Source organism: Chryseobacterium sp. CT-SW4, assembly GCF_048572715.1.
Lineage (GTDB): Bacteria > Bacteroidota > Bacteroidia > Flavobacteriales > Weeksellaceae > Chryseobacterium.
The window spans coordinates 2,754,486-2,781,438 of record NZ_CP183840.1; the positions used below are offsets into that span (position 1 = coordinate 2,754,486).

Annotated in this window: 26 protein-coding genes; 20 read left to right on the forward strand and 6 right to left on the reverse strand. The window is 37.5% G+C overall.

The annotated features are described in order from the left end of the window. Position 1: 1 nt before the first annotated feature. Complete coding sequence (gene recR / locus ABJ974_RS12390; protein WP_419868557.1) at positions 2-616, reverse strand: recombination mediator RecR; 615 nt, start codon at positions 614-616, stop codon at positions 2-4. A gap of 169 nt (positions 617-785) precedes the next feature. Between recR and ABJ974_RS12395 the strand changes: the two genes are divergently transcribed. The 3 genes from ABJ974_RS12395 to ABJ974_RS12405 all read left to right on the forward strand — a co-directional run bounded on the left by ABJ974_RS12395 (position 786) and on the right by ABJ974_RS12405 (position 5,077). Next, complete coding sequence (locus ABJ974_RS12395) at positions 786-1,277, forward strand: hypothetical protein (RefSeq protein ID WP_419868558.1); 492 nt, start codon at positions 786-788, stop codon at positions 1,275-1,277. Positions 1,278-1,360: 83 nt separating this feature from the next. Continuing rightward, complete coding sequence (locus tag ABJ974_RS12400) at positions 1,361-2,803, forward strand: aminoacyl-histidine dipeptidase (protein WP_419868559.1); 1,443 nt, start codon at positions 1,361-1,363, stop codon at positions 2,801-2,803. Positions 2,804-2,923: 120 nt separating this feature from the next. Beyond that, positions 2,924-5,077: a prolyl oligopeptidase family serine peptidase gene (locus ABJ974_RS12405; RefSeq protein WP_419868560.1), complete on the forward strand. Its 2,154-nt coding sequence runs from the start codon at positions 2,924-2,926 to the stop codon at positions 5,075-5,077. 64 nt (positions 5,078-5,141) lie between these two features. Here the strand turns inward: ABJ974_RS12405 and ABJ974_RS12410 are convergent, their stop codons facing one another. Further along, positions 5,142-5,471: a 2Fe-2S iron-sulfur cluster-binding family protein gene (locus ABJ974_RS12410; RefSeq protein ID WP_419868561.1), complete on the reverse strand. Its 330-nt coding sequence runs from the start codon at positions 5,469-5,471 to the stop codon at positions 5,142-5,144. 12 nt (positions 5,472-5,483) lie between these two features. Further along, positions 5,484-6,539, reverse strand: a complete 1,056-nt coding sequence (locus ABJ974_RS12415) for an NAD(P)/FAD-dependent oxidoreductase (protein WP_419868562.1) — start codon at positions 6,537-6,539, stop codon at positions 5,484-5,486. A gap of 146 nt (positions 6,540-6,685) precedes the next feature. Between ABJ974_RS12415 and ABJ974_RS12420 the strand changes: the two genes are divergently transcribed. Beyond that, on the forward strand, positions 6,686-7,456 hold the full coding sequence (locus tag ABJ974_RS12420; protein ID WP_419868563.1) for a DUF3108 domain-containing protein: 771 nt from the start codon (positions 6,686-6,688) through the stop codon (positions 7,454-7,456). 40 nt (positions 7,457-7,496) lie between these two features. Here the strand turns inward: ABJ974_RS12420 and pheS are convergent, their stop codons facing one another. Next, the gene (gene pheS, locus ABJ974_RS12425) at positions 7,497-8,507 is read right to left on the reverse strand and encodes a phenylalanine--tRNA ligase subunit alpha (protein ID WP_419868564.1); all 1,011 of its coding nucleotides are present in this window, start codon (positions 8,505-8,507) and stop codon (positions 7,497-7,499) included. A gap of 131 nt (positions 8,508-8,638) precedes the next feature. After that, on the reverse strand, positions 8,639-9,298 hold the full coding sequence (locus ABJ974_RS12430; protein ID WP_419868565.1) for a YceI family protein: 660 nt from the start codon (positions 9,296-9,298) through the stop codon (positions 8,639-8,641). 70 nt (positions 9,299-9,368) lie between these two features. On the opposite strand from ABJ974_RS12430, the gene ABJ974_RS12435 reads away from it, so the two are divergent. Next, positions 9,369-10,301, forward strand: coding sequence for a sulfate/molybdate ABC transporter ATP-binding protein (locus ABJ974_RS12435; RefSeq protein ID WP_419868566.1), 933 nt, complete (start codon positions 9,369-9,371; stop codon positions 10,299-10,301). Between the two features lie 270 nt (positions 10,302-10,571). Here ABJ974_RS12435 and ABJ974_RS12440 read toward each other — a convergent pair whose 3' ends face one another. Beyond that, positions 10,572-10,910, reverse strand: coding sequence for a zinc ribbon domain-containing protein YjdM (locus ABJ974_RS12440; RefSeq protein WP_419868567.1), 339 nt, complete (start codon positions 10,908-10,910; stop codon positions 10,572-10,574). 126 nt (positions 10,911-11,036) lie between these two features. On the opposite strand from ABJ974_RS12440, the gene ABJ974_RS12445 reads away from it, so the two are divergent. From ABJ974_RS12445 to ABJ974_RS12515, 15 genes are all read left to right on the forward strand, one after another. Further along, entirely contained in the window at positions 11,037-12,242 is a 1,206-nt protein-coding gene (locus ABJ974_RS12445) for an RsmB/NOP family class I SAM-dependent RNA methyltransferase (RefSeq protein ID WP_419868568.1), read from the forward strand. 137 nt (positions 12,243-12,379) lie between these two features. Further along, on the forward strand, positions 12,380-14,044 hold the full coding sequence (locus tag ABJ974_RS12450; RefSeq protein ID WP_419868569.1) for a GLPGLI family protein: 1,665 nt from the start codon (positions 12,380-12,382) through the stop codon (positions 14,042-14,044). Between the two features lie 326 nt (positions 14,045-14,370). Beyond that, entirely contained in the window at positions 14,371-16,041 is a 1,671-nt protein-coding gene (asnB, locus tag ABJ974_RS12455; protein ID WP_419868570.1) for an asparagine synthase B, read from the forward strand. Between the two features lie 153 nt (positions 16,042-16,194). Next, on the forward strand, positions 16,195-17,004 hold the full coding sequence (locus ABJ974_RS12460) for a hypothetical protein (RefSeq protein WP_419868571.1): 810 nt from the start codon (positions 16,195-16,197) through the stop codon (positions 17,002-17,004). A 101-nt stretch (positions 17,005-17,105) separates the two neighbouring features. Then, entirely contained in the window at positions 17,106-18,506 is a 1,401-nt protein-coding gene (locus tag ABJ974_RS12465) for an MFS transporter (RefSeq protein WP_419868572.1), read from the forward strand. Positions 18,507-18,607: 101 nt separating this feature from the next. Next, complete coding sequence (locus ABJ974_RS12470) at positions 18,608-19,483, forward strand: pirin family protein (RefSeq protein ID WP_419868573.1); 876 nt, start codon at positions 18,608-18,610, stop codon at positions 19,481-19,483. A 226-nt stretch (positions 19,484-19,709) separates the two neighbouring features. Next, on the forward strand, positions 19,710-20,609 hold the full coding sequence (locus ABJ974_RS12475) for a pirin family protein (RefSeq protein ID WP_419868574.1): 900 nt from the start codon (positions 19,710-19,712) through the stop codon (positions 20,607-20,609). Between the two features lie 13 nt (positions 20,610-20,622). Then, entirely contained in the window at positions 20,623-21,168 is a 546-nt protein-coding gene (locus ABJ974_RS12480) for an NADPH-dependent FMN reductase (RefSeq protein WP_419868575.1), read from the forward strand. Positions 21,169-21,186: 18 nt separating this feature from the next. Continuing rightward, positions 21,187-21,405 carry a (4Fe-4S)-binding protein gene (locus tag ABJ974_RS12485; RefSeq protein ID WP_419868576.1) on the forward strand — a complete coding sequence of 73 codons (219 nt, stop codon included), beginning with the start codon at positions 21,187-21,189 and terminating at the stop codon, positions 21,403-21,405. Continuing rightward, entirely contained in the window at positions 21,405-21,803 is a 399-nt protein-coding gene (locus tag ABJ974_RS12490; protein WP_419868577.1) for an OsmC family protein, read from the forward strand. Before ABJ974_RS12485 ends, ABJ974_RS12490 begins: the two co-directional genes overlap by 1 nt. Before the next feature lies 1 nt (position 21,804). After that, the gene (locus ABJ974_RS12495; protein WP_419868578.1) at positions 21,805-22,089 is read left to right on the forward strand and encodes a GNAT family N-acetyltransferase; all 285 of its coding nucleotides are present in this window, start codon (positions 21,805-21,807) and stop codon (positions 22,087-22,089) included. 112 nt (positions 22,090-22,201) lie between these two features. Then, complete coding sequence (locus ABJ974_RS12500; protein ID WP_419868579.1) at positions 22,202-23,638, forward strand: sodium:solute symporter; 1,437 nt, start codon at positions 22,202-22,204, stop codon at positions 23,636-23,638. Between the two features lie 217 nt (positions 23,639-23,855). After that, positions 23,856-24,707, forward strand: coding sequence for a transketolase (locus tag ABJ974_RS12505; protein ID WP_419868580.1), 852 nt, complete (start codon positions 23,856-23,858; stop codon positions 24,705-24,707). 18 nt (positions 24,708-24,725) lie between these two features. Then, positions 24,726-25,841: a hypothetical protein gene (locus ABJ974_RS12510; protein WP_419868581.1), complete on the forward strand. Its 1,116-nt coding sequence runs from the start codon at positions 24,726-24,728 to the stop codon at positions 25,839-25,841. A 10-nt stretch (positions 25,842-25,851) separates the two neighbouring features. After that, a complete protein-coding gene (locus ABJ974_RS12515) occupies positions 25,852-26,796 on the forward strand; it encodes a transketolase family protein (RefSeq protein ID WP_419868582.1) in 945 nt (314 codons plus the stop codon). Positions 26,797-26,953 lie beyond the last annotated feature (157 nt).

Here is a 26,953-nt window from a genome sequence, read left to right on the forward strand (position 1 = left end):
GTTAAGAATTACTGTCGTTATAAGGAAAACGGTTAATAATAGATCTTCCCAGAGAAATTTCATCAGCATATTCCAGCTCATCCCCTACGGAAATACCTCTGGCAATACTCGAAAAATCTATTTCAAAAGTTTTAAACTTTTTATAAATATAATAAGCGGTGGTATCTCCTTCCATAGTAGCACTGAGAGCAAAAATAAGTTCGCGGACTTTTCCCTCATTCAGCTTTTTCTCTATACTTGCAATATTGAGCTGGTTAGGCCCTATTCCTTCCATAGGAGAAATCTTACCTCCCAGAACCAGGTATTTACCTGTATATTTACCTGTATTTTCAATGGCCATTACATCCCGTACATCTTCCACAACACAAAGCAGTTCATCATTTCTCTTCGTATTGCTGCATATCTCACAAATATCAAAATCGGAGAAATTATGACATTCTTTACAATATTTTATTTCATTAACTAAATTAATAAGCGAATTTCCGAGACTCACCGCCCTGGAATTTGGCTGTCTGAGTAAATGAAGAGCTAAACGCAGTGCCGTTTTCTTTCCAATACCCGGAAGACCTGAAATTTCGTCTACCGCCTTTGCCAAAACTTTACTAGGATACTCCATGTTACAAAAATAAGATAAAAAAGGGTGATTATGTTTTTATCATGTCTAAAATTTCATGAAATTACAGTAAAAGATTTATCTTTGATACAACTAAACATGGATTATCTTTTTTGACTTTAAGTATAAGATAACCAAATGGATATTAAACTTATTATAAACTTTAAACACAATGAAATATCTGATCATTCTATTTTCAACCTTCCTGTTTGTTGCATGTAAAAAAGAGAAGCCTGCCGCTTCCCAAAACACTGCCGAAGATTCTTTAAGTATTGTTAAAGACTCATCCAATACCCATCTCAGTACCGGAACCATTGATGTAGGAATTATTTCCTTCCCAAAAGAAATCAAAGAATGTTCCTGCTATTTTGCTAAAAATAAAGCAGATTTTGAAGCGGAAAAATATATTTATGCCGATGATGCGGGAAAAACTGCATATATGCAGCTGGACGGACAAAGAACCGTAATGAACCTTTTATCATCAAGCGGTATGGAAGGCGAAGAAGACCTCAGCAAGGAAATAGAAAATGAAAACTATAAAATCACGGTAAAGGCTAAAAAGATAAAAGGTGATGAAGCCCTGTTATTTCAAGGTTCCATGACTATTGAAAAATCTACGGGAGAAACGTTTACCACTCCTATTTACGGAGCTTGTGGCTGCTAAAATATTTGAAAACCTATAAAGAATGCTTTTGTCCTGTTCAGAAGCATTTTTTTATTCGTAATTTTGATAAAAATAAAAATTTTATGGTATTATCCAATATAGAACCGCAAATCGTATGGAAAAATTTTTCCAAGCTGAATACGGTTCCCAGACCTTCAAAGAAAGAAGAAAAAGTAATCGCATTTATCAAAGAATTTGGGGAAAACCTCGGTTTAGAAACCACGGTAGACGAAGTAGGAAACGTTATCATTAAAAAACCTGCTACTCCGGGAATGGAAAACCGTAAATCGGTAATCCTTCAGTCTCACCTCGACATGGTTTGTCAAAAAAACAATGACATCAACTTTGATTTTGAAACAGAGGGAATCAAAATGGAGATCGACGGAGACTGGGTAAAAGCAAAAGGAACCACTCTGGGAGCTGACAATGGATTAGGGGTAGCTGCTATTATGTCTGTACTGGAAAGCTCAGATATTCCTCACCCTGCTATAGAAGCTCTTTTTACGATTGATGAAGAAACAGGGATGACAGGTGCCTTAGGTTTAAAATCCGGACAATTAACCGGAGATATTTTATTAAATCTAGATACTGAGGAAGACGATGAGATCGACATAGGCTGTGCCGGAGGAGTTGATGTAACAATCAGTCAGAAATACAATACTGAAGAGGTTAAAGGCCAGGTGGTAAGAATTGAAGTAAAAGGCTTGAAAGGCGGACATTCCGGTATGGATATCCACAAAGGACTTGGAAACTCCAATATCATTTTGGGAAGAATCCTTTATAAAAGCATAGAAAAGCAAAATCCTCAATTGATTTCCATTGATGGCGGAGGTCTTAGAAATGCTATTCCCCGTGAAGCTGTTGCACTTGTATCGGTAAGAAATGCCAATGAATTCATTGAAGAAACCACAGTTTTAAAGAAAGAAATAATAGAAGAGTTTGCTTCGGTAGAGCCTTCTATTCAGATTAATATAGAAAATTCAACAAGTTCTGAAAAAGCGGTCTCAGAAGAAGATTCAAAGAAAATCATCCTGGTATTAAAATCCCTGCACAACGGCGTATACAGAATGAGTCCTGATGTAGCAGACCTTGTGGAATCTTCCAACAATGTGGCAAGAGTGGAATTAAAAGGAGGTGAATTAAGAATCCTGAACCTTTCCAGATCATCCGTAGAATCGTCTAAAGATTCCGTAGCAGAACAATTGAAATCAGTTTCCGAACTTGCCGGAATGAATGTGGAATTAAGCGGTTCATATCCTGGATGGAAGCCAAAGCCGGGATCTGAAATCGTTCAGCTGATGGAAAAGATTTATGAAAATAAATTTAATGAAAAGCCTCACGTAGTAGCTTGTCATGCAGGTCTGGAATGCGGAATTATCGGGGCTAATTACCCTGAAATGGAAATGGTAAGCTTCGGACCGACCATAAAAGGAGCCCACTCACCGGATGAAAGAGCGAACATAACATCCACCCAAAAATTCTGGAGCTACCTTAAAGACATTTTAGCTCAGATTCCACAGAAATAAATATACTTAACTTTCATATCAATATCCGGAACATCAATTCCGGATATTTTTATTTAAATCTGTCAGATATTTAATAATATTCCTATATTTCATCCTCAAAAAACATCCTAAAATTACAATATGAAATATCACATTTTATTGCTGGGATTATTATGGAGCCAGGTCATACAGGCTCAGTATAAATATCCCGAAACACCACAGAAACCAGTGACAGACAATTATTTTGGGACTTCTGTAACGGATGATTACCGGTGGTTGGAAAATCTTAAAGATCCCGTTGTTCAAAATTGGTTCAAGGCACAGTCTGATTTCAGTCATAGTGTCATAGATCAGATTCCCCATAGGGAAGACCTTTATAACAGGATGAAAGAAGTTCAGATGATGAGCGGGGATTCTTTCGGAGTCATCATGCAAAGGCAGAATTTATATTTTTATACCAAAACCAAAAAGAGTGAAAATCTCGCCAAGCTTTATTCAAAGGATATTTCTACCGGAAAAGAAGTCCTGATACTTGATCCTGAAACCCTTGGAAAAAGTACCCAGATCACCAACTTTACGGTAGATTCTAAAGCCAAAAAAATAGCTTTACTCTTATCTAAATCAGGAGGTGAAATCTGCGAGTTAAAAATTCTGGACCTTACCACAAAAAAGCTTCTTAATGATACGCTGGGTCCTATTTGGAGTGAATTTAATTTTGAATTTACACAGGATGACACCGCCATCCTTTATACCCAAATGAGTACGGGAGATCCTAACAGCAACATGCTTTTAAAAGATATGAAGGCAAAGCTGCACCTGATAGGAACAGATCCCAGGACGGATCAAATATTGGCTTCCAGAGAAGATTATCCTGAACTTAATGCATTAACAGAACAGTTTCCCAGTATCTATTTTACGGACGATTACAAAAACATTGTTCTCAGGCTCAGCTCAGTACGATCTGAGAGCCCCATATTTGTAGCGCCTTATTCCGAAATTAAAAACAAAAAAATTAAGTGGAAACAGATCGTTAAGCCTACTGATGATATTACCGATGTGTTCATCTCAGGGGACAAGCTTTTCCTGCTAACTCATAAAGATGCGCCCAATTATAAGATCATTCTCACCAGCTTATCCCAACCGGATTTTGACAATGCAAAGGTTATTATCCCCGAAAGTAAAGACCGGGTAATAACATCCATTCACAGCTCGAAAAATTACCTGTATTATTCCTTAGGTAACGGAATCATCAGGGACAAATACCAGATCAACATCAATTCCCTGGACCATAAAAAAATTCAGCTGCCATCCGGTGTGAATGCTTCAATGCCGCTCAACCCTCATGAAAATGATGATATCTACTGTGAAAATGTGAACTGGCTCACTCCTAAAACCGCTTATGATTATAATGCGGAAAAAGGAATAGTCGTAAAGAGCAGGTATTTTAATTCGGATTCGAGCTATCCCGATTATGAAAAACTTTATACTATCAAAGAAACAGAAATAAAAAGCCATGATGGCACTATGGTACCCCTATCCATTATTTATCCTAAAAATATTAAAATGGATGGCAGCACTCCAGCTTATATTACGGGATATGGCGGTTATGGAATATCTTATGAACCGAGGTTTTCCACCCGGCTCTCCGTATTGCTTGAACAGGGAGTAATCATTGCCATTGCTCACGTAAGAGGTGGCGGTGAAAAAGGAGAAATATGGCATAAATCAGGAATGAAGGCCAATAAGCCCAATACATGGAAAGATTTTATTGCCTGTTCGGAATATCTTATTAACCAAAAATACACCTCTTCTTCAAAGCTTATCGGAAACGGAGTGAGCATGGGCGGGGTATTGATTGGAAGAGCGATCACAGAAAGACCCGACCTTTATTCGGTAGCCATAGCAGAAGTAGGAATGACTAATGCTTTACGTTCCGAAACTACCGCCAATGGCCCCAATCAGATTCCGGAAATCGGAAGTCTGAAAAATAAAGAGGATGTTAAAAATTTAATGGAAATGGATGCGCAGACTAAGGTTAAAAAAGGAGTAAAATACCCTGCGGTAATCGTAAGAACCGGAATGAATGATTCCCGGATCGTTCCATGGGAACCTGCAAAATTTGCAGCCATTTTACAAAACAGCTCTTCATCAGGAAAGCCTGTGTTGTTATATGTGAATTATGAAAACGGTCATTTCACCAGTGATTTTGATGTCGTCTTCAAGGAGTATGCTGATATTTATTCATTTGCCTTATGGCAGGTCGGTCATCCCAAATTTCAGATATCAAAAAAATAATCAACAATGAAAAACCCTGAAATTATTTTCAGGGTTTTTATATAATTTAAATATAAAATAGAATCTAAGGATAGGGAGCGATTTCCACTTCCAGCCCTTCCATTTCATCGACAATATGCAATTGGCAGCCCAATCTGCTGTTATCTTTTACATGGAAAGCCTCCGCCAGCATAGCATCTTCTTCATCTCCCATTTCAGGAAGCCCCGGATCATTGATGACATAGACCTGGCATGATGCACACATCGCCATTCCTCCACACACTCCAATGGTTCCCTCTTCTGCCAACTCATAGGCACGGATCACCTCCATCAAATTCATGGACATATCCGTAGGAGCGGCAACCTCATGGGTAACCCCTTCTCTATCGGTAATTTTAATATTGATATCTGACATAATTCCGCAAAATTAGTCAATTTTTTTCACTACAGCCTTTTCCGCTTCTTTACGGCTTCCGTCAAATCCGTCTACTCCACTTACCGTTGTATATTTCAACACATACTTTTTACCCGGATTAAGACGGTTATAGACACTCTGGCACATTAGGGTAGCCTCATGGAAACCACAAAGAATTAATTTCAGTTTTCCAGGATACGTATTGATATCTCCGATCGCGTACACACCCTCTATATTGGTTTGATAATCCAATGCATTATTGACTACAATGGCATTTTTCTCAATATTTAATCCCCAGTTTCCAATTTCCCCCAGTTTAGGAGTTAATCCAAACAGAGGAATGAAATAATCAGTTTCAATATCATACGCTTCTTCACCATCTGCCTGAACCGTGATAGCAGAAACGTGTCCTTCTCCTTTAATACCGGTTACTTCTGCCGGAGTTATTAATTTAATCTTACCCTGATTTTTAAGATCCTGAACTTTTTCCACGGAATCCAAAGCTCCCCTGAATTCATTTCTTCTGTGTATCAAAGTAACTTCACTTGCCACATTAGCAAGGAAAATACTCCAGTCCAAAGCAGAGTCTCCTCCACCGGCAATCACCACTTTTTTATTTCTGAAATGTTCCGGTTCTTTGATGAAATACTCCACCCCTTTTTCTTCATAATCCGCAATATTTTCAATCGTAGGCTTTCTGGGTTCAAAAGTTCCCAATCCACCTGCGATGGCAACTGCCTTGGCTCTGTGAACAGTTCCTTTGTTTGTAACTACTTCAAACCATTCATCATCAATTTTTGTTAATGAAACGGCGGTTTCACCCAGTGTAAAGCCTGGCTGAAACTGTTTGATCTGCTCCATTAAATTATCAATAAGATCTCCTGCGTTCACAGAAGGATAGCCCGGTATATCAAAAATAGGCTTTTTAGGATATAGCTCAGCCAATTGCCCGCCAGGCTGCGGAAGCGCATCTATAATATGGCACTTCATTTTTAGTAATCCTGCTTCAAATACTGCGAAAAGTCCTGTGGGTCCGGCTCCTATTATTAATATGTCGGTAGTTATCATAGTATAAATAAATTTTATATGTATTGGCGCAAATTTACTAATTTTAGTGCGAAGGGATTGGATTGATTCTAAATAAATAACTGAGATTTATCAAAAATCCGAAAAAAGGTTTTAAATTTTGGCAGCCTTTTTGTAAAAACCATATTATGAAGAAAATGTTAACTATTATAGCATTATTACTATTCTGTTTAGGACCTGCCCAAATAGATAATATTGCTGATGGAGAATCTCTTACTTTAAGAATCCATTATGGCATTCTCAACGCCGGAACTGCCAATCTTACGACAAAAAAAACGACTTACAGAGGAGTTCCCCACTTATATGCAAAAGGTGTAGGACAGACAACAGGTGCTGTAAAAGCTTTCTTTAAAGTGGAAGACCTCTATGAAAGCTTCATTAACATGGAAACGGGATTACCCAGCTTTTATGTAAGAAATGTAAGAGAAGGGGGCTACCGCCAGCATTTTGAAACCGTATTCAATCATGATAATAATACTTTAATTTTAACGGATAAAAAAAATCCGGCGAATGGCTCCCGGGAAATCAAATCGGTAAAAGGAGTCCAGGATATGCTTTCCTGCTTTTATTACCTTAGAAGTAAAAGCCCGGGTGAATTAAAGACCGGTACCGTTATCAACATGAATGTATGGATTGATGATGAAATGTTTCCATTTCAGCTGAAAGTGGTAGGAACAGAAAATCTAAAAACCAAATTCGGGACCATCAACTGTCTTAAAATCATTCCTTCAGTAAAAAGCGGAAGAGTATTTAAAGAAAAAGAGGGAGTTACCATGTGGGTTTCCAATGATGCCAATCATATTCCCATTCTATTAAAGGCCGAATTAGCAGTAGGATCTTTAAAGGCGAGTATCGACGGTTATAAAAATGTGAAATACCCATTGAACTTCACTAAATAAATCATAAAAAAAGCTTTCGAAAACCGAAAGCTTTTTTATTTTATAAAGTTTTAAACTGTTCTAAAGTTCGGATATCATTTTCGAAGAACATCCTGATATCGCTCATCTGGTAAAGAAGCATTACAATTCTTTCAATACCCATTCCGAAAGCATATCCTGAATATTTGTCTGCATCAATATTTACATTTTTCAAAACAGCAGGGTCCACCATTCCACATCCCATAATTTCCAGCCATCCGGTCCCTTTTGTGATTCTGTAATCCGTTTCGGAATTTAATCCCCAATATACGTCAATCTCTGCACTAGGCTCGGTAAAAGGGAAATAAGAAGGTCTCATCCTGATTTTGGATTTACCGAATAATTCCGTAGTAAAGAACTGTATCGTCTGCTTTAAATCTGCAAAGCTTACATTTTCATCAATATATAAACCTTCTATCTGATGGAAAATACAGTGTGAACGTGAAGATACCGCTTCATTTCTGAACACTCTTCCCGGAGATAAAATCCTGATAGGAGGCTCATTCTGTTCCATATAACGGATCTGTACAGAAGAGGTATGGGTTCTTAGCAGAATATCAGGGTTCTGTTCAATAAAGAAAGTATCCTGCATATCTCTCGCCGGGTGATATTCCGGAAGGTTAAGCGCGGTAAAATTATGCCAGTCATCTTCAATCTCCGGTCCGTCCGATACGGCAAAACCGATAGATTTAAAAATTTCTATAATTCTGTTTTTAACCAGGTTAATAGGATGTCTTGATCCTAAATCCAAAGGGAAAGCGGGTTTGGTAAGATCTTCTTTTTCTTCCACCACAGAAGTTCCGGAAGCATTTTTCAAATCTTCCAGTTTTATTGCAACAGCCTGCTTTAAAGAATTGATCTTTTGTCCAAATTCTTTTTTCTGATCGTTAGGAACTTCTTTAAATTTTTCAAAAAAATCGTTCAGAACTCCTTTTTTCCCATTATACTTAATACGGAAGCTCTCTATCTCTTCCTTATTAGTTGTATTGAAGCTGTTTACTTCAACGAGTAGTTCTTCTATTTTTTTTATCATTTCTTTACCCATTCAAAATATATTTGCAAAAATAAGATTTTTCAATTGAATAACTTTCTTTATTTCTCATAAAAAAATCTGCCTCTTTGAGGAGGCAGACTTCAATCACTTATTTCACTTAAATAAAAAAATTATTTCTTTTCTAAAGCTTTAACGAGAATCTGAAGAGTTACCTCATCTTTAATCACGCCATCCGCTGCGGGAGCCTGGAACTTTACCCCAAATTCAGCACGGTTAATATCCTTGGGCTCAGTAGCAATCGTTACATCTCCTTCTTTTACCGCTACATTAGCCTTAAACTGAACCGGTTTTGTAATCCCTTTGACCGTTAAATTTCCATCTAACAGGGTATTATAATCACCTTCCGATAAAGGAGAAATTTTAGTAATTTCATAAGAAGCGGTCGGAAACTTTTCTACCTCAAAAAAATCTCCGCTCTTAAGATGCCCGTTTAGTTTACCCAACTGATCGGCATTATCTTTCAGATCTATAGAAGTTAATGAAGCCATATCCGCTACAAATTTTCCACTTTCCAGTTTTCCGTCTTTTACCGTTACATCTCCACTTTCAAACTTAATGGACCCGAAATGACTTGTACTTTCGGATTTTAAAAGCTTATACCCTTTCCACTCCACCTTACTGTTCAAGGTATCTAAAGTATATTGACTTCCATCTTTCATGGTAGTCACTTCACCGTTTTCACTGGTCAAAGGCTTCTCTTTTTTACAGGAGACCATCACCAAGGCAGCAAAAAGGCCGGTAAGGGCTAGTGAAAATATTTTTTTTCTCATTTTTTTAATATCTTTATTAATTGCTAATATAATAAAATTAATTCTTTCATAAAACCTGTACTTTTGTAATATGCTATTAGAAATAAATAATTTAAATTTTTCACATAACCCGGATAAGCCACTTTTTCAAAATTTCAATTTAAAACTTGAAGAGGGTAAAATTGTAGCATTGGCAGGAGAAAGCGGCTGCGGAAAATCCACCTTATTAAATCTTATATACGGACTTCTGGATTGGCAGGATGGTGAGATCTTCTTCAATGGCACAAAGTTACTGGGACCTAAAGGAAACCTTGTTCCCGGAGAAAGTGAGATGAAGTTCGTCGCTCAGAATTTTGATCTGATGCCCCACTCCACGGTTGCCGATAACGTAGGAAAATTTATTTCCAATATTAATTTAGCACAGAAAAAAGAAAAGGTTCTGGAGCTTCTGGATGTTGTAGGATTACAGTATTATGCAGGTGTCCACCCCAAATACCTGAGCGGAGGACAGCAACAAAGAGTAGCCATTGCGAGAGCCCTGTCGGTACTTCCTAAATTACTGATTCTGGATGAACCTTTCAGCAACCTGGATTTTTCCCGGAAAATAGAGCTTAGGGAAAAGCTTTTCAGATATGTGAAGCAGAATAATATTTCCCTGATCATTTCCACCCATGAGCTTCAGGATATCTTACCCTGGCTGGATCAGATCATTATATTACAGGACGGAAGGCTTATCCAAAATGATGATCCCGAAGAAACTTACACAAACCCTTACAACCCTTATGTAGCGCGGCTATTTGGAGAAGTCAATATTTTTGATGAGGAAGAAAGGCGGAAATTTCAGATATCCAAATTCTCCTATTATCCCCGGGAAATCAAATTCAATGAAAACGGCATGGATGCGGAGATTATGGAAAGCAGATTTGCAGGTGCCCACTTTTGGAACAAGGTAAAATGCAAAGACAAGGAGCTTATTGTTTATAGTGACAAGCGACTGGAAGCTCCGGTAAAAATAGCGTTGTAACCGGATCCCAACCTTCACATTCTCTACAACTTATTAGTATTTTGTGGATAAAAAACAGGCAGGAATACCTGGGAAATTAATTCTTTTTCTTTACATTTGTTATTCAACAGCATAAGGAAATTTTTGGTTAATTCTCTTTCTGCCTCTAGGACGGCCATTAGCAACTCTTGCAATCAAGTCTTTGAAAGAAAACACTGTCCAATTTTTTCCTTTTTTTATGGCCAAAAAAATGCGCCCGAAGACGCATTTATATTGAATATTAATTTTCTATTAAGCTTTTTTCACAAACTCAGACTTTAATGCCATGGATCCGAATCCATCTATTTTACAGTCAATATTATGATCACTATCAAAATTGAGTCGGATGTTTTTCACTTTTGTTCCGGCCTTTACAGGTTTCGGAGCTCCTTTAACGGGTAAATCTTTAATCACTACTACAGAATCTCCGTTTTGCAATTCATTTCCGTTGGAATCCAGTATTTTTCCTTCACCGGAATCTCCTTCTTCTTCAGGGTTCCATTCATAAAAACACTGGGAGCAGACCATTACATTCTCACTTGGATAAGTAAATTCGGAACCACATTTCGGGCATAGTATTGTATCACTCATATTTTTATTTTTCACAAAAATAAGGCTAACTCCTTTGGAAACAAAACAAATTACGGACTTTATACTTTTTAGTTTCACCTAATTAATTAAAACCTTATTTTTGCAGATTCAAACAGCTATACCAATATGGAACTTATTCACAGAAACTTACTTATCGGAATTCATGATGCCTTACAGGAGACGTTTTTCGAGAAAAACAAATATGCCGATAAAGTTATTGAAAGACTTTTAAAAGCCCACAAAAAATGGGGAAGCCAGGACAGAGCGGTTGTTTCTGAGATATTCTACAATATCATCCGTTGGAAAAAGCGTTTGGAATACTATATGGGTGAAGGGGTAAAACCCGGCAATATTTATAAGCTGATTGTGGCTTACCTTCTATGGAGTCAGACCAAACATAAAAAGTTTGAAGAATTTGAAGGCATAAAAGTAGCCGATATTCTTACCAAGCTGAAAAAGAATACGGTTCCTACGAAAGCTATTGAATTTTCTATCCCGGAATGGCTGGCTGAAACTTTAGAAAAAGAATTAGGTCCCCAATGGGAAAAAGAAATGAAAGCGTTGAACGAGCAGGCTCCTACCGTTCTAAGAGCTAACTCCCTGAAAACTTCCGTCAAAGAACTGGTTTCAGATCTGTCTGATGAAAATATTGTTTCCTACAGCATAAAAAATTATCCTGATGCGGTTCAGCTGGAAGAAAAGAAAAATGTTTTCCTGACCACTGCTTTTAAGGAAGGTTTATTTGAAGTTCAGGATGCATCTTCACAAAAGATAGGTTATTTTCTTGATGTACAGGAAGGCCAGAGAGTTGTTGATGCATGTGCCGGTGCGGGAGGAAAAACCTTACACCTGGCTGCTTTAATGAAAAATAAAGGACAGATTATAGCACTGGATATTTTTGAATGGAAGCTTGCCGAATTAAAGCGTCGTGCCAAAAGAGCGGGCGCTCATAATATCGAAACCCGTTTCATTACAGATAACAAAGTTATTAAGCGCCTATACGACAAAGCAGACCGTTTACTGATCGATGCTCCATGTTCCGGACTGGGAGTTTTAAAAAGAAATCCCGACAGCAAATGGAAAATTGACCAGGAATTTATTGACCGGATTAAAAAAGAACAGCAGCAAATCCTTCAGGATTATTCCAAAATGCTTAAAAAAGGAGGAAAAATGGTATATGCTACCTGCTCTATCCTACCTTCTGAAAACAACGAACAGGTAGAAGAATTTCTGAAAAACAACCCGGATTTTAAATTCATAAAAGAGGAAAAAGTAATGCCTAGCGAAGGCTATGACGGGTTTTATATGGCATTGATAGAAAGAGTATCTTAAATTCAAAATACTTTATAATATTCATAAAGCTGCTCATGAGAGTGGCTTTTTTATTTTCTGTAACTTAATCAAAGCTATTTATACTTATTTTTATAAACTTCTTAATAAAATTAATCCATTACAAAAACTTCTCTTCTATGAATATAAAAGTACTCACTGTTTTATTTTCCTTTTTCTCAGGTTTTATACTCTCCCAAACTTATGAAATTCAATATAAAAGCTCATACAATGGGAAAGTCCAGACTGAGCAGCCAGCAACTTTAGTATGGGCGAATGAGAAGAACAGTTACATCCTCAATACCAGCATTAAAGAACGGAAGAGTGAATACCCTTTTGAAATCACCCATATTGATCAGTCTACTCAAACTATTATCTCCTACGCTTTTCTAAAACCGGGGGAAATCATTTCCACTTCCGATGCAGAATCCATTGGAAAGCAGTCTTTTGAGTTTACTGATGAAACAAAAAAAATCTTAGGCTACACCTGTAAAAAGGCAGTTACGAAGATCAATTCCAACACGATTGAAATCTGGTACACCCAGGATCTGAATATCAAAGGCGGACCTTCCAGCTTAGGTCAGCATATAGGATTGGTTTTAGAAATTGAAAGAAATAAAAATTCAGCTGTAACCGCCACTTCCATAAAAAAAGTAAAAAATACGGAAATTGATACTTTGTTAAAAGGCAGCATTACTAAGACGGACCTTCAGGGATATAAAGACTTAGTATGGAAAAGCAGATTTACCACATTGAAAGTCTTTGAGAATGAAATCATTAACTTCTCTGATGCATCCAAATCCGATCAGCATATCAAACGTTTCGCCAACGGAACGATCATCCTTAAAAAAGTAAAATTCCCGGCGATGACGAAAGGTGAAAATATCTTTGTTGAACTAAAGCAGCAATCCAATGGTGATGCCTATGACAGAACCGGAACCGTATTTTTTATTCCACAGGAAAAGTCTCAATCCTTTTTTAATGGTCTGGAAAAAGGAGTTAAAACGCTTCCTCCCTATGAAAACGGAAATGGAAAGCAGTATTTTGGAGTTACCGCTACTTCAGACTACGATCCCAGCATTGAAATGATGCGGTTCTTCACCGCTTTTGGGATTGAGAAATTCAATCATATACAGCTGAAAGGAAAAGAATGGCATACCGTCAGCCCTTTTCGCCAGGATATCACGGAACTAAAGCCTTCTTTATCTGAAAAGGAAGTATGGGTAGGAGTTTTCATCGGTAATTATGATAAAGGAGGACATAAAGTAAGCCTGGAAATCACGGTACATAAAAGTGAACAAACCGTTCATACCAATAATAAAGTTATTCCCTTATTCAATACAGTCAATATCATGGAAATGGCTGGACAAGACTATGCTACCATGTTTGATAATGAGAAAGGTATTTTCGTAGAATTTAATTTAAAAAAGGACTTACACCATGCACAGCTGAGATATATTACCACCGGACATGGAGGTTGGGAAAACGGAGACGAATTTGTACCTAAGAAAAATACCATCTTGCTGGATGATCAAATGCTGTTTTCCTTTACTCCCTGGCGAACCGACTGCGGCTCATACCGTTTGTACAATCCGGCATCAGGAAATTTTCAGGACGGACTTTCATCTTCTGACCTCAGCAGGTCCAACTGGTGTCCCGGAACCATTACCAATCCCAATTTTATTTCCATAGGAAATTTAAAAGCGGGAAAACATACGATTCAGGTAAAAATCCCTCAAGGATTACCGGAAGGAAACAGCTTCAGTGCCTGGAATATTTCTGGAATTTTAATAGGTACAGAATAAAAAACCTTCTTGTAAACTGAATTACAAGAAGGTAAAAACACAAATGATGAAAAAAAATTATTTCGAGCCACAAAGTAATATTAAAAAATCAGATAATAAATTACCAAAAATCAATGATTATTAATTTTTAATTTCGTATATACAGACGCCTTAACACCCCCAACGAAAAAAATTAACTAAAAACATTGAATTACCTGATTTTAATTTATTTTATTCTAAAAATAGATTTTAATTATTAAAAATATTAAGTTTAAATTAATTTAAGTTGTTATTTTTAAACAGCAATTATATTTTTGCTTCAAATAAAAGATAAAAGAAAAAAAATTATGTGCGGAATTGTATGCTTATTTGATGCCCAGCAAAAGACTGAAACACTGCGGCCTCAAGTCTTGGAAATGTCCAAAAAAATACGTCACAGAGGACCGGATTGGAGCGGTGTATTCCAAAATGAAAAAGTAGTATTCTCTCATGAGCGTTTAGCCATTGTAGATCCTACTTCCGGAAAGCAGCCTTTATTTACTAAAGATAAAAATATCGTTCTAGCCGTAAACGGTGAAATTTACAACCACAGAGAATTAAAAGAAGAATTTCCTGATTATGAATTTCAGACCCAATCGGATTGTGAGGTCATCCTGGCTCTTTATGAAAAATACGGGAAAAATTTCATTGAAAAACTAAATGGAATTTTTGCTTTCTCACTATATGATATTAAAAACAATACTTATCTAATAGCAAGAGACCACATGGGAATTTGTCCGCTCTACCAGGGATGGGACAAAAACGGAAACTATTATGTAGCCTCCGAATTGAAAGCCCTTGAGGGAATCTGTAAAACCATAGAAACATTTTTACCGGGTCACTTTGTATACAGCAAAGACGGACAGGAGCTTCAGCAGTGGTATAAGAGAGATTGGGAAGATTATGACCATGTAAAAGATAACACTACCGATATTGAAAAAATCAGAAAAGGGCTTGAGGATGCCGTTCACAGACAACTGATGAGCGACGTTCCCTACGGCGTGCTTCTTTCCGGTGGTCTGGACTCCTCAGTAATCTCTGCTATTACAGCTAAATTTGCCAGACAGAGAGTTGAAAGCGGAGACACCCAGGAAGCCTGGTATCCGAGACTTCACAGCTTTGCGGTAGGTCTTATAGGATCTCCGGATCTTGAGGCTGCTAAAAAAGCTGCAGATCATATCGGTTCTGTTCACCATGAAGTCAACTTTACTGTTCAGGAAGGTCTGGATGCTATCCGTGACGTAATTTATCACCTCGAAACCTATGATGTTACCACGATCAGAGCCTCCACCCCTATGTATCTTCTGGCAAGGGTTATCAAGTCCATGGGTATTAAAATGGTTCTTTCAGGCGAAGGCTCAGACGAACTTTTCGGAGGATATCTGTATTTCCATAAAGCTCCGAACGCCAAAGAATTCCATGATGAGACAGTCCGAAAACTAGGAAAGCTTCACCTCTATGACTGCTTAAGAGCCAACAAGGCATTAATGAGCTGGGGTATAGAAGGAAGGGTTCCTTTCCTCGACAAAGAATTTATGGATATCGCGATGACCATCAACCCGAAAGATAAGATGATTAACCCGGCAGAAGGTAAAATAGAAAAATGGGTATTAAGAAAAGCCTTTGAAGATATCTTACCGGAATCCATTGTATGGAGACAAAAAGAACAGTTCTCTGACGGAGTGGGATATTCATGGATAGACACTCTAAAAGAAGTGGCCGAAAAAGAAGTTACGGATGAGATGATGGCGAATGCAAAATTCAGATTCCCGCTGAACACTCCTCAGAATAAGGAAGAATACCGATACCGGACTATTTTTGAAGAGCACTTCCCTAGTGAAACAGCTGCTGCTACCGTACCTTCCGTACCATCCGTAGCCTGCTCCACTCCTATTGCATTAGAATGGGATGAAGCTTTCAAAAAGATGAATGACCCAAGCGGCAGAGCGGTGAAAGTGCATCAAACTTCATATGAATAAGTATCAACCTATTTATAAAATTTATTAATCCTGTAGCAATACAGGATCTTTTTTTGTATTTACGGCAATAAATCAAACAGAATTTAACCAACAATCAAAGATAATATCTAATAAATAATTATATTTGGAAAACGAAAAATCCATATTTATAAAATGAGAAGAAATATTACTGTTTTTTTTGCTTTATTATCTATAAATTTTGCTTTCGGGCAAGGCAAATTTGGGAAATATCTTAACTCCAAAAAGCTGGCTCTGACTTATAAAAACGTTAAAGACAGCGAAAAAGAAGACTATTATCAGCAATACTACTGGCTGGTAAAGGCTGAACAATTAAAGACCTACCCTCACCTTCAGGATGTGAAGCCTGTTGTGCTCTATGAGTTCGTTAAAAAAGTAAACCCTCAGAATCCGACCAAAAAACTGGATGAAAGAGGAAAAGAATTAAGGGAAACAGCAGAATTATCTTTAAACCAATATTTTAAAAATAAAAATTTCCAGAATAATGAAGTGATGATGTACAATCTGGAAACCTATGTAGATCCATTAAAAGGACAGTATTATACCAAAGTAGATCCAGAAAAAATAAAGGAACTGGTTCCTAAGGAATTATTTGCCTTTAATTCTTTCAACAGAAACCTCAATGAAGAAAAAACCTATTATCTGTGGATTGATAAGAAAAAGGATGATTTTCAGATTGTGGATATTATTCCCGGGGAAGATGATAAAAAGTTTTATGCTTCTTTAAAACAGTATCTTCCTAATTATAAATTCCCAAAATATCTTCCTACTGTAAAAAAAGGAAACAAAACAGATAAAACGGATGTTGATTATTACTATATCATGCCTTTTGAACAAAACACCGACAACATCGAGTATAAAACAAAAGACTTCAAAACTTTCGTTTTAAGCCAGTATAAAAAAAGAGGTGAAGAATGGAAGGGAGTAGAAAAAACTAAGAAATAATTAAAAAAGTCTTGTGAAAGTTCACAAGACTTTTTTAATTTTATATTCTGAATTCATTTTTTCACTCTACACATTTACGTTTAGAGATATAAAAAGATATAATGCCGGAAATTAATCCTACCTCAACCTCGATCAAAAAAATACTGCCCCTGATCCTTGCTACGGCAATTTTCATGCAGATGCTCGATTCCACTATTCTGAACACCTCTTTGCCTTCCATAGCAAAAGACTTACAGGAATCCCCCCTCAATATGCAGAATGCTATTATCAGTTATGTACTGACCTTGGCTGTTTTCATGCCGGCCAGCGGATTTCTGGCGGACAGGTTCGGGACCAAAAAGATCTTTATTATTTCCCTGATTTTTTTCAGTGCAGGCTCTCTCTTCTGCGCCCTTTCCCAGAATCTTACCCAATTGGTAATTTCAAGAGTAGTGCAGGGAGTGGGAGGAAGCTTAATGACCCCGGTAGGGAAACTGGCATTAATTAAAACCTTTGATAAAAATGAACTGTTAAAAGCGATGAACTTTGCCGTTGTTCCGGCTCTTATTGGTCCGGTTCTGGGACCTTTAGTGGGCGGATATATGGTAGATTACTTTTCCTGGCACTGGATTTTCTTAATTAATATTCCCATCGGGATCATCGGAATTATTTTAGGCCTCAAATATATGCCTAATTACAAATCGGATTCTGTGGATTTCGATCTTAAGGGGTTTCTCATTTTTGCGGCTGCTTCCCTTTTACTTTCCATTTCCCTGGAGTTATTCGCAGATATACAGAATATCACTCCGGTATTATTGGTTTTCATTTTAGGGTTTTTATTTCTCTATTATTATTACCGACACGCAAAAAGAGGAAAAAACCCTATTTTCCCGCTCAGTTTATTTCAGGTGCGTACTTTCCGGGTAGGAATCATAGGAAATCTGGCGACCCGTTTAGGTATCAGCTCCATTCCTTTATTGCTGCCGCTTATGATCCAGATCGCTTATAAGCAGTCTGCCGTTACATCGGGGTGGATGGTAGCACCTATGGCTATTACGGCTATGTTCGGAAAATCTTATGTTATCAAAATTTTAAATAAATACGGATACCGGAAAACTTTAATGGTTAACACCCTTGTAATCGGGACTCTTATCTGCTGCCTGGCTATTCCTGATATTCATACTTCTTTATACTGGTTCATTCCTATTATTACAGTCCTGGGCTTTTTTAACTCTATTCAGTTTACTTCTATGAATACGATTTCCATTGCCGACCTGAGAAATTTCCAGACCAGCAGCGGTAACTCCCTCCTATCCGTAAATCAACAGCTGGCGATAGGTTTCGGGATTGCATTCGGATTGATTATTTTAAAAGTATTTGAAAACAGCAGTTTCATTAATAATGAGGTTCATAATGCCTTCCGTTATACATTTCTTACCGTGGGTATCCTGACCATCTTTTCAGCCTTTATATTCAGAAGACTTCATATCTCTGATGGGAAAAATTTAAAATCACAGGAATAACTTCAGCCTTTCTACACCTGCCCCTACGGGCAAAGTTATCACAGGTCAATGGATCTGAGCTGCTGCTGTCCTAATTTTGTTGAGACAAAACAACAATCATTATGGCAACTAAAAACGTAGAAATTATAATTCCTCCAAAGCCTGCTCATTTTGTAGGGGATGGTTTTAGAGTCCACAATTTTATTCCTAGCGTAAAGCCATTGGAAATGAAGAGAATGGACCCTTTCATTCTTTTAGATTATAATGCAAAATTTCACTTTAACGGTTCTGAAATTCCCCGGGGAGTCGGTGTTCACCCTCACAGAGGATTTGAAACTGTAACGATAGCCTACCAGGGAAAGGTAGAACATCATGACAGCTCAGGAGGCGGAGGTATCATCGGAGAAGGTGATGTACAATGGATGACCGCAGCAAAAGGCATTCTTCATAAAGAATATCACGAAAGAGAATGGTCTAAAACAGGAGGTATCTTCCAAATGGTGCAGCTTTGGGTAAATCTTCCGGCTAAAGATAAAATGAGCAAGGCCAAATATCAATCCATTAAAAATTCCGAAATGCAAAAGGCAGATCTTGGACAAAACGGATTTATAGAAATCATTGCGGGAGAATATAACGGACAGCAAGGCCCAGCCTCCACTTTTACTCCGGTACATGTAATGAATGCCAAATTAAAAGCGGGAGGAAAAGCTGATTTTAATTTCCCTTCTCATTTCAATACAGCCGCTCTGGTAATAGAAGGAAACGCGATCATTAATGGTTCGGAAAAAGCTCCCGTCAATCATTTTGTTCTCTTTGAAAACAATGGGGAAAGCTTTACCATAGAAGCTCAGGAAGATTCTATCATCCTTATTATCAGTGGAGAACCTATCAATGAAACCATTTACAGCCATGGTCCGTTCGTAATGAATTCCAGGGAGGAAATCATGCAGGCTTTCGATGATTACAATACAGGAAGATTCGGGTATCTGGAGGATTAAATTCAAGGATACAGAGATTGTATAACCCAATCATTTATGTTTCCCATCTCCTTCAAGTTCACTAACTTTAATGGGTAAGTGCAAGGGCTACCTTTCTCTAAAAGCAAGAAATCACATTCATAAATAATTTGCTCTATATAATAAACTTTAATTAAAATAAAATAGAGTAATAACTTAAAAGATTAATTAAATTAGCTATTCAAATAACTCATAAAAAATTCAAATTATGTCAAATATAGGACTCATCATTGAAGAAAAAGCAGCTGACATTGGTAATTTCCTGGTAGGAAGACTATTACCTTTCCGTGAGAAAAGAGCTGTAGGTCCATTTGTTTTTATTGACCACATGGGGCCTTCTGAATTAAAAGATTATCAGAATCTTGATGTTCCCCCTCATCCTCATATCGGGCTTTCTACGTTAACCTACCTTTTTGAAGGCTCTATCTTCCACCGTGACAGCATCGGAAGTGCGATTGAAATCAAGCCGGGAGCTGTTAACTGGATGACGGCAGGAAAAGGTGTAGTCCATTCTGAAAGAACTCCGGAATACCTGAGAAGTTCTGATAAAAAACTTCATGGATTTCAGATCTGGGTAGGCTTACCCAAGCATCTGGAACAGACAGAGCCCAGTTTTCACCATACGGAAGCCGAAGATATCCCTGCATGGGAAGAAAATGGCATTCATTATAAATTGATCGCGGGAGAAGCCTTTGGAAAACAATCCCCGGTTCCGGTTCACAGTAAATTGTTTTTCCTTGAAATTAAAACCAAAAATCCCCAGAAAATAAGTATTGGTAAGGATTTATATGGAGAAGCTGCCATGTATGTATTAGATGGTACCGTTAATATTGAAGGAAACACTTATGGTTCCAAACAACTTCTCGTTGCTAAGGACACTTCCCTTTGTGAATTTGAAATGAGTGAAAATTCTACGGTTTATCTCTTTGGTGGTGAACCTTTTGAAGAAGAACGCTTTATCTTCTGGAATTTTGTAAATTCTGATAAAGAACTTCTGGAACAGGCTAAAGTAAACTGGCATGACCAGAACCATGAAGCTTTTCCATTAGTTCCCGGTGACGAAGAGGAATATGTTCCGCTTCCCAAATCTATTTTAAACAGAAAATAAGCCATTAAACCCTATGAAAATATTAGCATTTGCAGGAAGCTCCTCTTCAACTTCCATCAACAGAGAACTGGTCAAATTTGTACTAAAGGATTTTCAGGAACATGAGATCAACCTTATAGATCTCAATGATTATACCATGCCGGTTTTCTCGGTAGACCTGGAAAAGAAAGGCTTTCCGGATGAAGCTCGCCAATTTTTAAATGTAATTGAAACCTGTGATGTTATCATCTGCTCTCTTGCGGAACACAACAGATCATACAGCGCCGCTTTTAAAAATGTTTTTGACTGGGCCTCAAGAATTAATGTAAAGGTATTTCAAAATAAGCCTATGCTTTTAATGAGCACATCACCGGGAGGCTACGGAGGCGGAAATGTAATGAATACCGCCAAAACGTTTTTTCCTCAATCCGGGGCTGATATCAAAGAAACGTTTTCCTTACCTAAGTTTTATGAAAATTTTGATCTGGAAAGCGGTATTATCCAGCCGGAATTGCTCAAGGAAATTAAAGATAAAATTGAAAGTTTTAAAAACCAGGTTGAAAGTCTGAAAGACAATTAACCATCAAAAAACATAGATATGGATACACATGAGTATGTAAACGGAGAAATTACAGTAATCTGGCAGCCTAAAAAATGTATTCACTCGGGAATCTGCGTGAAAACATTACCCAAGGTTTACAATCCAAAGGCAAGACCGTGGATAAAAGTGGAAAATGCTACCCCTGCAGAATTACAGAATCAGATTGACCAATGTCCGTCAGGAGCGTTAAGTTATAAATTTAATACCGATAAATAATGTCAGTAACCGTAAAAGCAAGCTTAGGAAAAACCAAGTATTATACTGAAGTGATCGCGGGTGAAAACCGGATTATAACCGATGAACCTGTCGATAAGGGTGGGCAGAATAAGGGATTTAACCCTTTTGAAATCCTGGCTACCTCTTTGGCTAGCTGCACTGCTGCCACTTTAAGAATGTACATCGAAAGAAAAGAATGGGACGTAGAAAAAATAGACGTGGAAGTAGAGCTGGAAAACTACCCTCTTACCAAAACAGCTGTTTTTAAAAGGAACATCAGCTTTGAAGGTGCTCAGATAGATGAAGAGCAGATCAAAAGACTCCATAATATTGCGGATGCATGCCCTGTCCATAAGATATTAACTAACGAAATAGAAATCAATACCAAATTCTTATAATATGATAGAAGTACAACATAACAACGGAGAAAAACACGGAAACTTTGAAGCTTTTATAGATGGAAAACATGCGGGAACGATGGCTTACACCTGGGCCGGCGACGAAAGGTTTATTATAGATCACACCGAGGTAGAGGAAGCTTACAGCGGAATGGGAGTTGGTAAGGAAATGCTTTTGGCCGCCGTAGAATTTGCAAGAAAAGAGGATAAAAAAATAATTCCCCTCTGCCCTTTTGCCAAGGCTTCTTTTCAAAAGGATGCTTCCCTGCAGGATGTATTGGTATAATTAAATTTAAAAAATCAAATAAAAACCTCGTGAACATAAAATTCCATGAGGTTTTTTGTTTTTTTACTAGAAACGAAAAAAACTATATTTGTAAAATTTTAATTATTAAAATATGTCTCCAATTATATTACTGTCTATCATTATCATTTATTTCGCATTGCTGCTCTGGGTGGCTTATAAAACAGGAAAAGGAAGTGATAATGAAAGTTTCTTCATAGGAAACCGTAAGAGTAATTGGATGCTTGTAGCTTTCGGAATGATTGGAACATCCTTATCCGGTGTTACTTTCGTAAGTGTTCCAGGGGCTGTGGGTAAAGACAGCTTTGCCTATTTGCAGATTACGATAGGATATCTTATAGGATATGTAACCATTGCTTATATATTGCTTCCTTTATATTACCGTTTACAATTAACTTCCATTTATGGGTATCTCCAGCAGAGAATGGGGCAGCTTTCGTATAAATCGGGGGCGTGGATATTCATTATTTCCCGTCTTGTAGGAGCTACCGCCAGATTATATCTGGTAGTTAATATCCTTCAGGTCTCTATCCTCGATAGCCTGGGAGTTCCTTTCATTGTTACCACGCTGATCATTCTTTTAATGATCATCCTTTATACGTATGAAGGTGGGGTAAAAACCATCGTCTGGACAGATACGCTTCAGACTTCCTGTATGCTTTTGGGACTGATTATCTGTACGGTTTATATGCTTAACCATTTAGGATTAAATTTAGGAGAAAGCTTAACTGCCATGCAGGAAAAAGGATATACCAAAATTTTTGAATTTAATCCTAATGAAAAAAGCTTTTTCATCAAACAGGTGCTGGCAGGAGCTTTTATAACCATTACCATGACGGGTATTGACCAGGAAATGATGCAAAAAAGCTTATCCGTTACAAAACTGAAAGATTCTCAGAAGAATATGGTAACCCTTGGTTTTATTTTGTTGGGAGTGATTGCTCTATTCCTTTATATGGGCGGGCTTTTGCATCTGTACGGAACGGCAGAAAATGTTACGAGTTCAGGAGATCAGCTTTTCCCGGATATTGCTCTAAACCATATGCCCGGTTTTATTTCCATTATATTTATTATTGCCTTAATTTCGGCATTATTCCCAAGTGCAGACGGTGCTATGACGGCACTCACCTCATCACTCTGCATTGATATTTTCGGAATGAAAGATAAAAGCTGGGACACGAAGAAAAAAGAGAGATTCAGAAAAAATATTCATTTAATCGTGGCGTTATCTTTCCTCATCATGGTTGTTATTTTCAAAATAATTAATGACAATTCCATGATCGGGCTGATATTAAAGCTGGCAGGTTTTACGTATGGACCTCTTTTAGGACTTTTTGCGTTTGGTATTTTCACTAAATATAAAGTTAAAGATCAATGGGTTCCCTATATCTGCATCATTGCTCCGGTGATCTCATTTTTCATTGACAAATACCAGGAAAATATTTTCGGGGAATTCAAAATAGGGCTGGAGCTTCTTATCATTAATGGATTTTTAACTTTTGCAGGTTTATGGCTGATCCGAAAAAAATAATCGGAAATAAAAACATTGACAAAAAAAATTATAAAAAATTCGGGACCAAAAATCTTCTGCAGAGAAGAAACTTTATCCTTTATACATCAATCAATAGCCTTAAGGGAGATTAAACTCATCTTAAACAAAGGCTGCTGAATATCAGATTTCCATCTGCAAGTCCATTTCCAAAAGCCATTAAAAAATTGTAAATTCGCATTCAAATAAATCAGAAATAATGAGTAAAAGTATTGAAGAGCTAAAGACTCTTACTACACAAATCAGAAGAGACATTTTAAGAATGGTTCACGCTGTTAATTCCGGGCACCCTGGAGGAAGCTTAGGCTGTACGGAATATTTTACGGCACTTTACGGTAAAGTAATGAACTATAAGCTTCCTTTCACCATGGAAGGAAAGAATGAAGATCATTTTTATTTATCAAACGGGCATATTTCCCCGGTGTACTATTCTACTTTAGCCAGATTTGACTTTTTCCCTGTAGATGAATTAAGAACTTTCAGAAAACTGGATTCCAGGTTACAAGGTCACCCTACCACTCATGAAGGTTTACCTGGAATACGTATTGCATCCGGTTCTCTCGGACAAGGACTTTCCGTAGCGTTAGGAGCTGCTTTAGGAAAAAAACTGGACGGTGATTCTTCTCTTGTTTATTCTCTTCATGGTGACGGAGAATTACAGGAAGGACAAATCTGGGAGGCTTTAATGTTTGCTGCTGCTAAAAAAGTGGATAATATCATTTCCACTATCGATTATAACGGACGTCAAATAGACGGAGATACGGATGATGTATTAAGCTTGGGAGATCTGCATGCTAAACTGGAAGCTTTCGGATGGACCGTGTTAGAAGAAAAGAACGGTAACGACCTTGAAGCGGTAATTGCTATTCTTGAAAAAGCAAAAACCGAAACAGGAAAAGAAAAGCCTGTTGCAATTATTCTTCACACAGAAATGGGTTACGGAGTGGATTATATGATGGGAACGCATGCATGGCATGGTAAAGCACCTAACGATGAGCAGCTTGATACCGCATTCAAACAACTGTATTTGGAAGCTCCTGCTGACTATTAATCCATCTGCACAATAGATATGAAAAAATTCATTCTCATTTACTTTCTTACTCACTTTATAATGGGGATTTCCCAGGAGAAAAAAATAACTTTTTCCCAGGAACTCACTTATCTGGTTAAAAATAAATCTGAAGAGTCCCGTCCCTTCACTTTAAAGGTGTATGCAAGTGATAAGAATGAATTCCTCACTAAAATCAATCTAAAAGAATTTCCTTTTAATTATTATTTTACGGACGCTTTGGGAACCAGTACCGTTTCTTTTGAAATGAACAATCGTCTCACGGGGTCCAGCTTTCCTTTCTCCAGATACGGATACGGGAATTATAGTGATCCCCCAGAGCCCCTAGTTCTTGATTCAAAAAAACTGAATACTCAGGAAACTATTTTAGGGACTCCCTGCTCTCATTATCTGATTTATGAGAAATCAGATAAAAGTGATAATAACCCGCTTCAGGTATGTATTGACGACAGAAAAACTTCGGTTAACAATGTCAGTATTCTAACCGGAATATTGGGTCAGTTCATGAAAACCAGAATTAAAAATTCAGGAATGAAGGGACTTATCCTAAAAGCAGGACCTAAAGAGACTTATGATAAAGAATATATTGTTCTAAGCTCTAAAAAAGATTCCGAAAGCTTTGTATATTTTGATCATGTAAAAGCCATGACAGAATATCAAAGGAAGCAGGATTCCATCATGCTGGCCTATAAAAATCTGGAAACTGCAGATGATGACGATACGGTTGCCATTGATTCAGCAACAGCGGATGATGATATGTATGATTTTACTATTCCAACCTATATCTCTGAATATAAAAAAGGACCTCAAGAAGATGGGAATTTAGCCATCCGTTCCATCTCCAGCGAAGCCATTTGGAAAGGACTGCCCCAGCATTGCAAAAACTTTGAGAAAAGTATTCCCGAGTTTACCAATAAAGAGCTAAAGTCCCATGTAAAAAATTATGTAGGTCAAATGTGTGATATGTACCTCACTCAGGCCGGATATCATACTGTCGCCATCAAAACCACACTGGATGAAATAAGGCGGGAAGTTCTCTATTTTAATAATATCAAGGAAAAACTAGATCAATCTGATCAAAAGAAGCTCAATAATTACTTAAACAATCTCGATTAAAAAAATAAAAATGAAATATACATATACAGAAAAAAAAGATACACGTTCCGGATTTGGAGCAGGTTTAGCAGAACTTGCCGATAAAAATCCTAATGTTGTAGCCCTTTGTGCAGACCTTATCAGTTCTTTGAAAATGGAGAAATTCATTGAAAAAGCTCCTGAAAGATTTTTCCAGACCGGAATTGCAGAAGCCAATATGATAGGACTTGCTGCAGGATTAAGTATCACAGGAAAAATTCCATTCACAGGAACTTTTGCCAATTTTTCTACTTCAAGAGTATATGACCAGATCCGTCAGTCTGTTGCCTATTCCGGGAAAAACGTAAAAATATGCGCTTCCCACGCAGGTCTTACCTTAGGAGAAGACGGAGCAACCCACCAGGTATTGGAAGATATCGGAATGATGAAAATGCTTCCGGGAATGACAGTGATCAACCCTTGTGATTATAACCAGACCAAAGCAGCTACTATTGCTATTGCCGATCATGAAGGTCCTGTATATTTAAGATTCGGAAGACCAACCGTACCTGTATTTATTCCTGAGGATATGCCTTTCGAAATCGGAAAAGGTATTCTTTTGCAGGAGGGTAAAGATGTAACAATCGTTGCAACAGGTCACCTTGTATGGGAATCCCTTGTAGCAGCTGATGAGCTTGAAAAAGAAGGTATCTCGTGTGAAGTGATCAATATCCATACGATTAAACCTTTGGATGAGGAAATCATCTTAAAATCCGTTGAAAAAACAGGAAAAATCGTTACGGCTGAGGAACATAACTATCTTGGTGGTTTAGGAGAGTCTATTGCGGGCATGCTTGCTAGAAGAAGACCGACAAGACAGGAATTTGTTGCTGTAAATGACACTTTCGGGGAATCTGCAACTCCAGCTGAGCTGATGAAAAAGTACCAGATTGATGCGGCTGCTGTGAAGGAAGCTGTGAAAAGGGTTTTGGCTTAATTAAAACTGAAATTTTATGATAAAAAGGTCCTCTTTATGAGGATCTTTTTTGTTTCAATTAGGTTTAGGCTAAAGCCATTTGGGATGGGATTAAATTGAAAATGGGCTAAAGCCCATCCCTATTGATATTCTTGTTCATCAAATTCACAGATGTTTC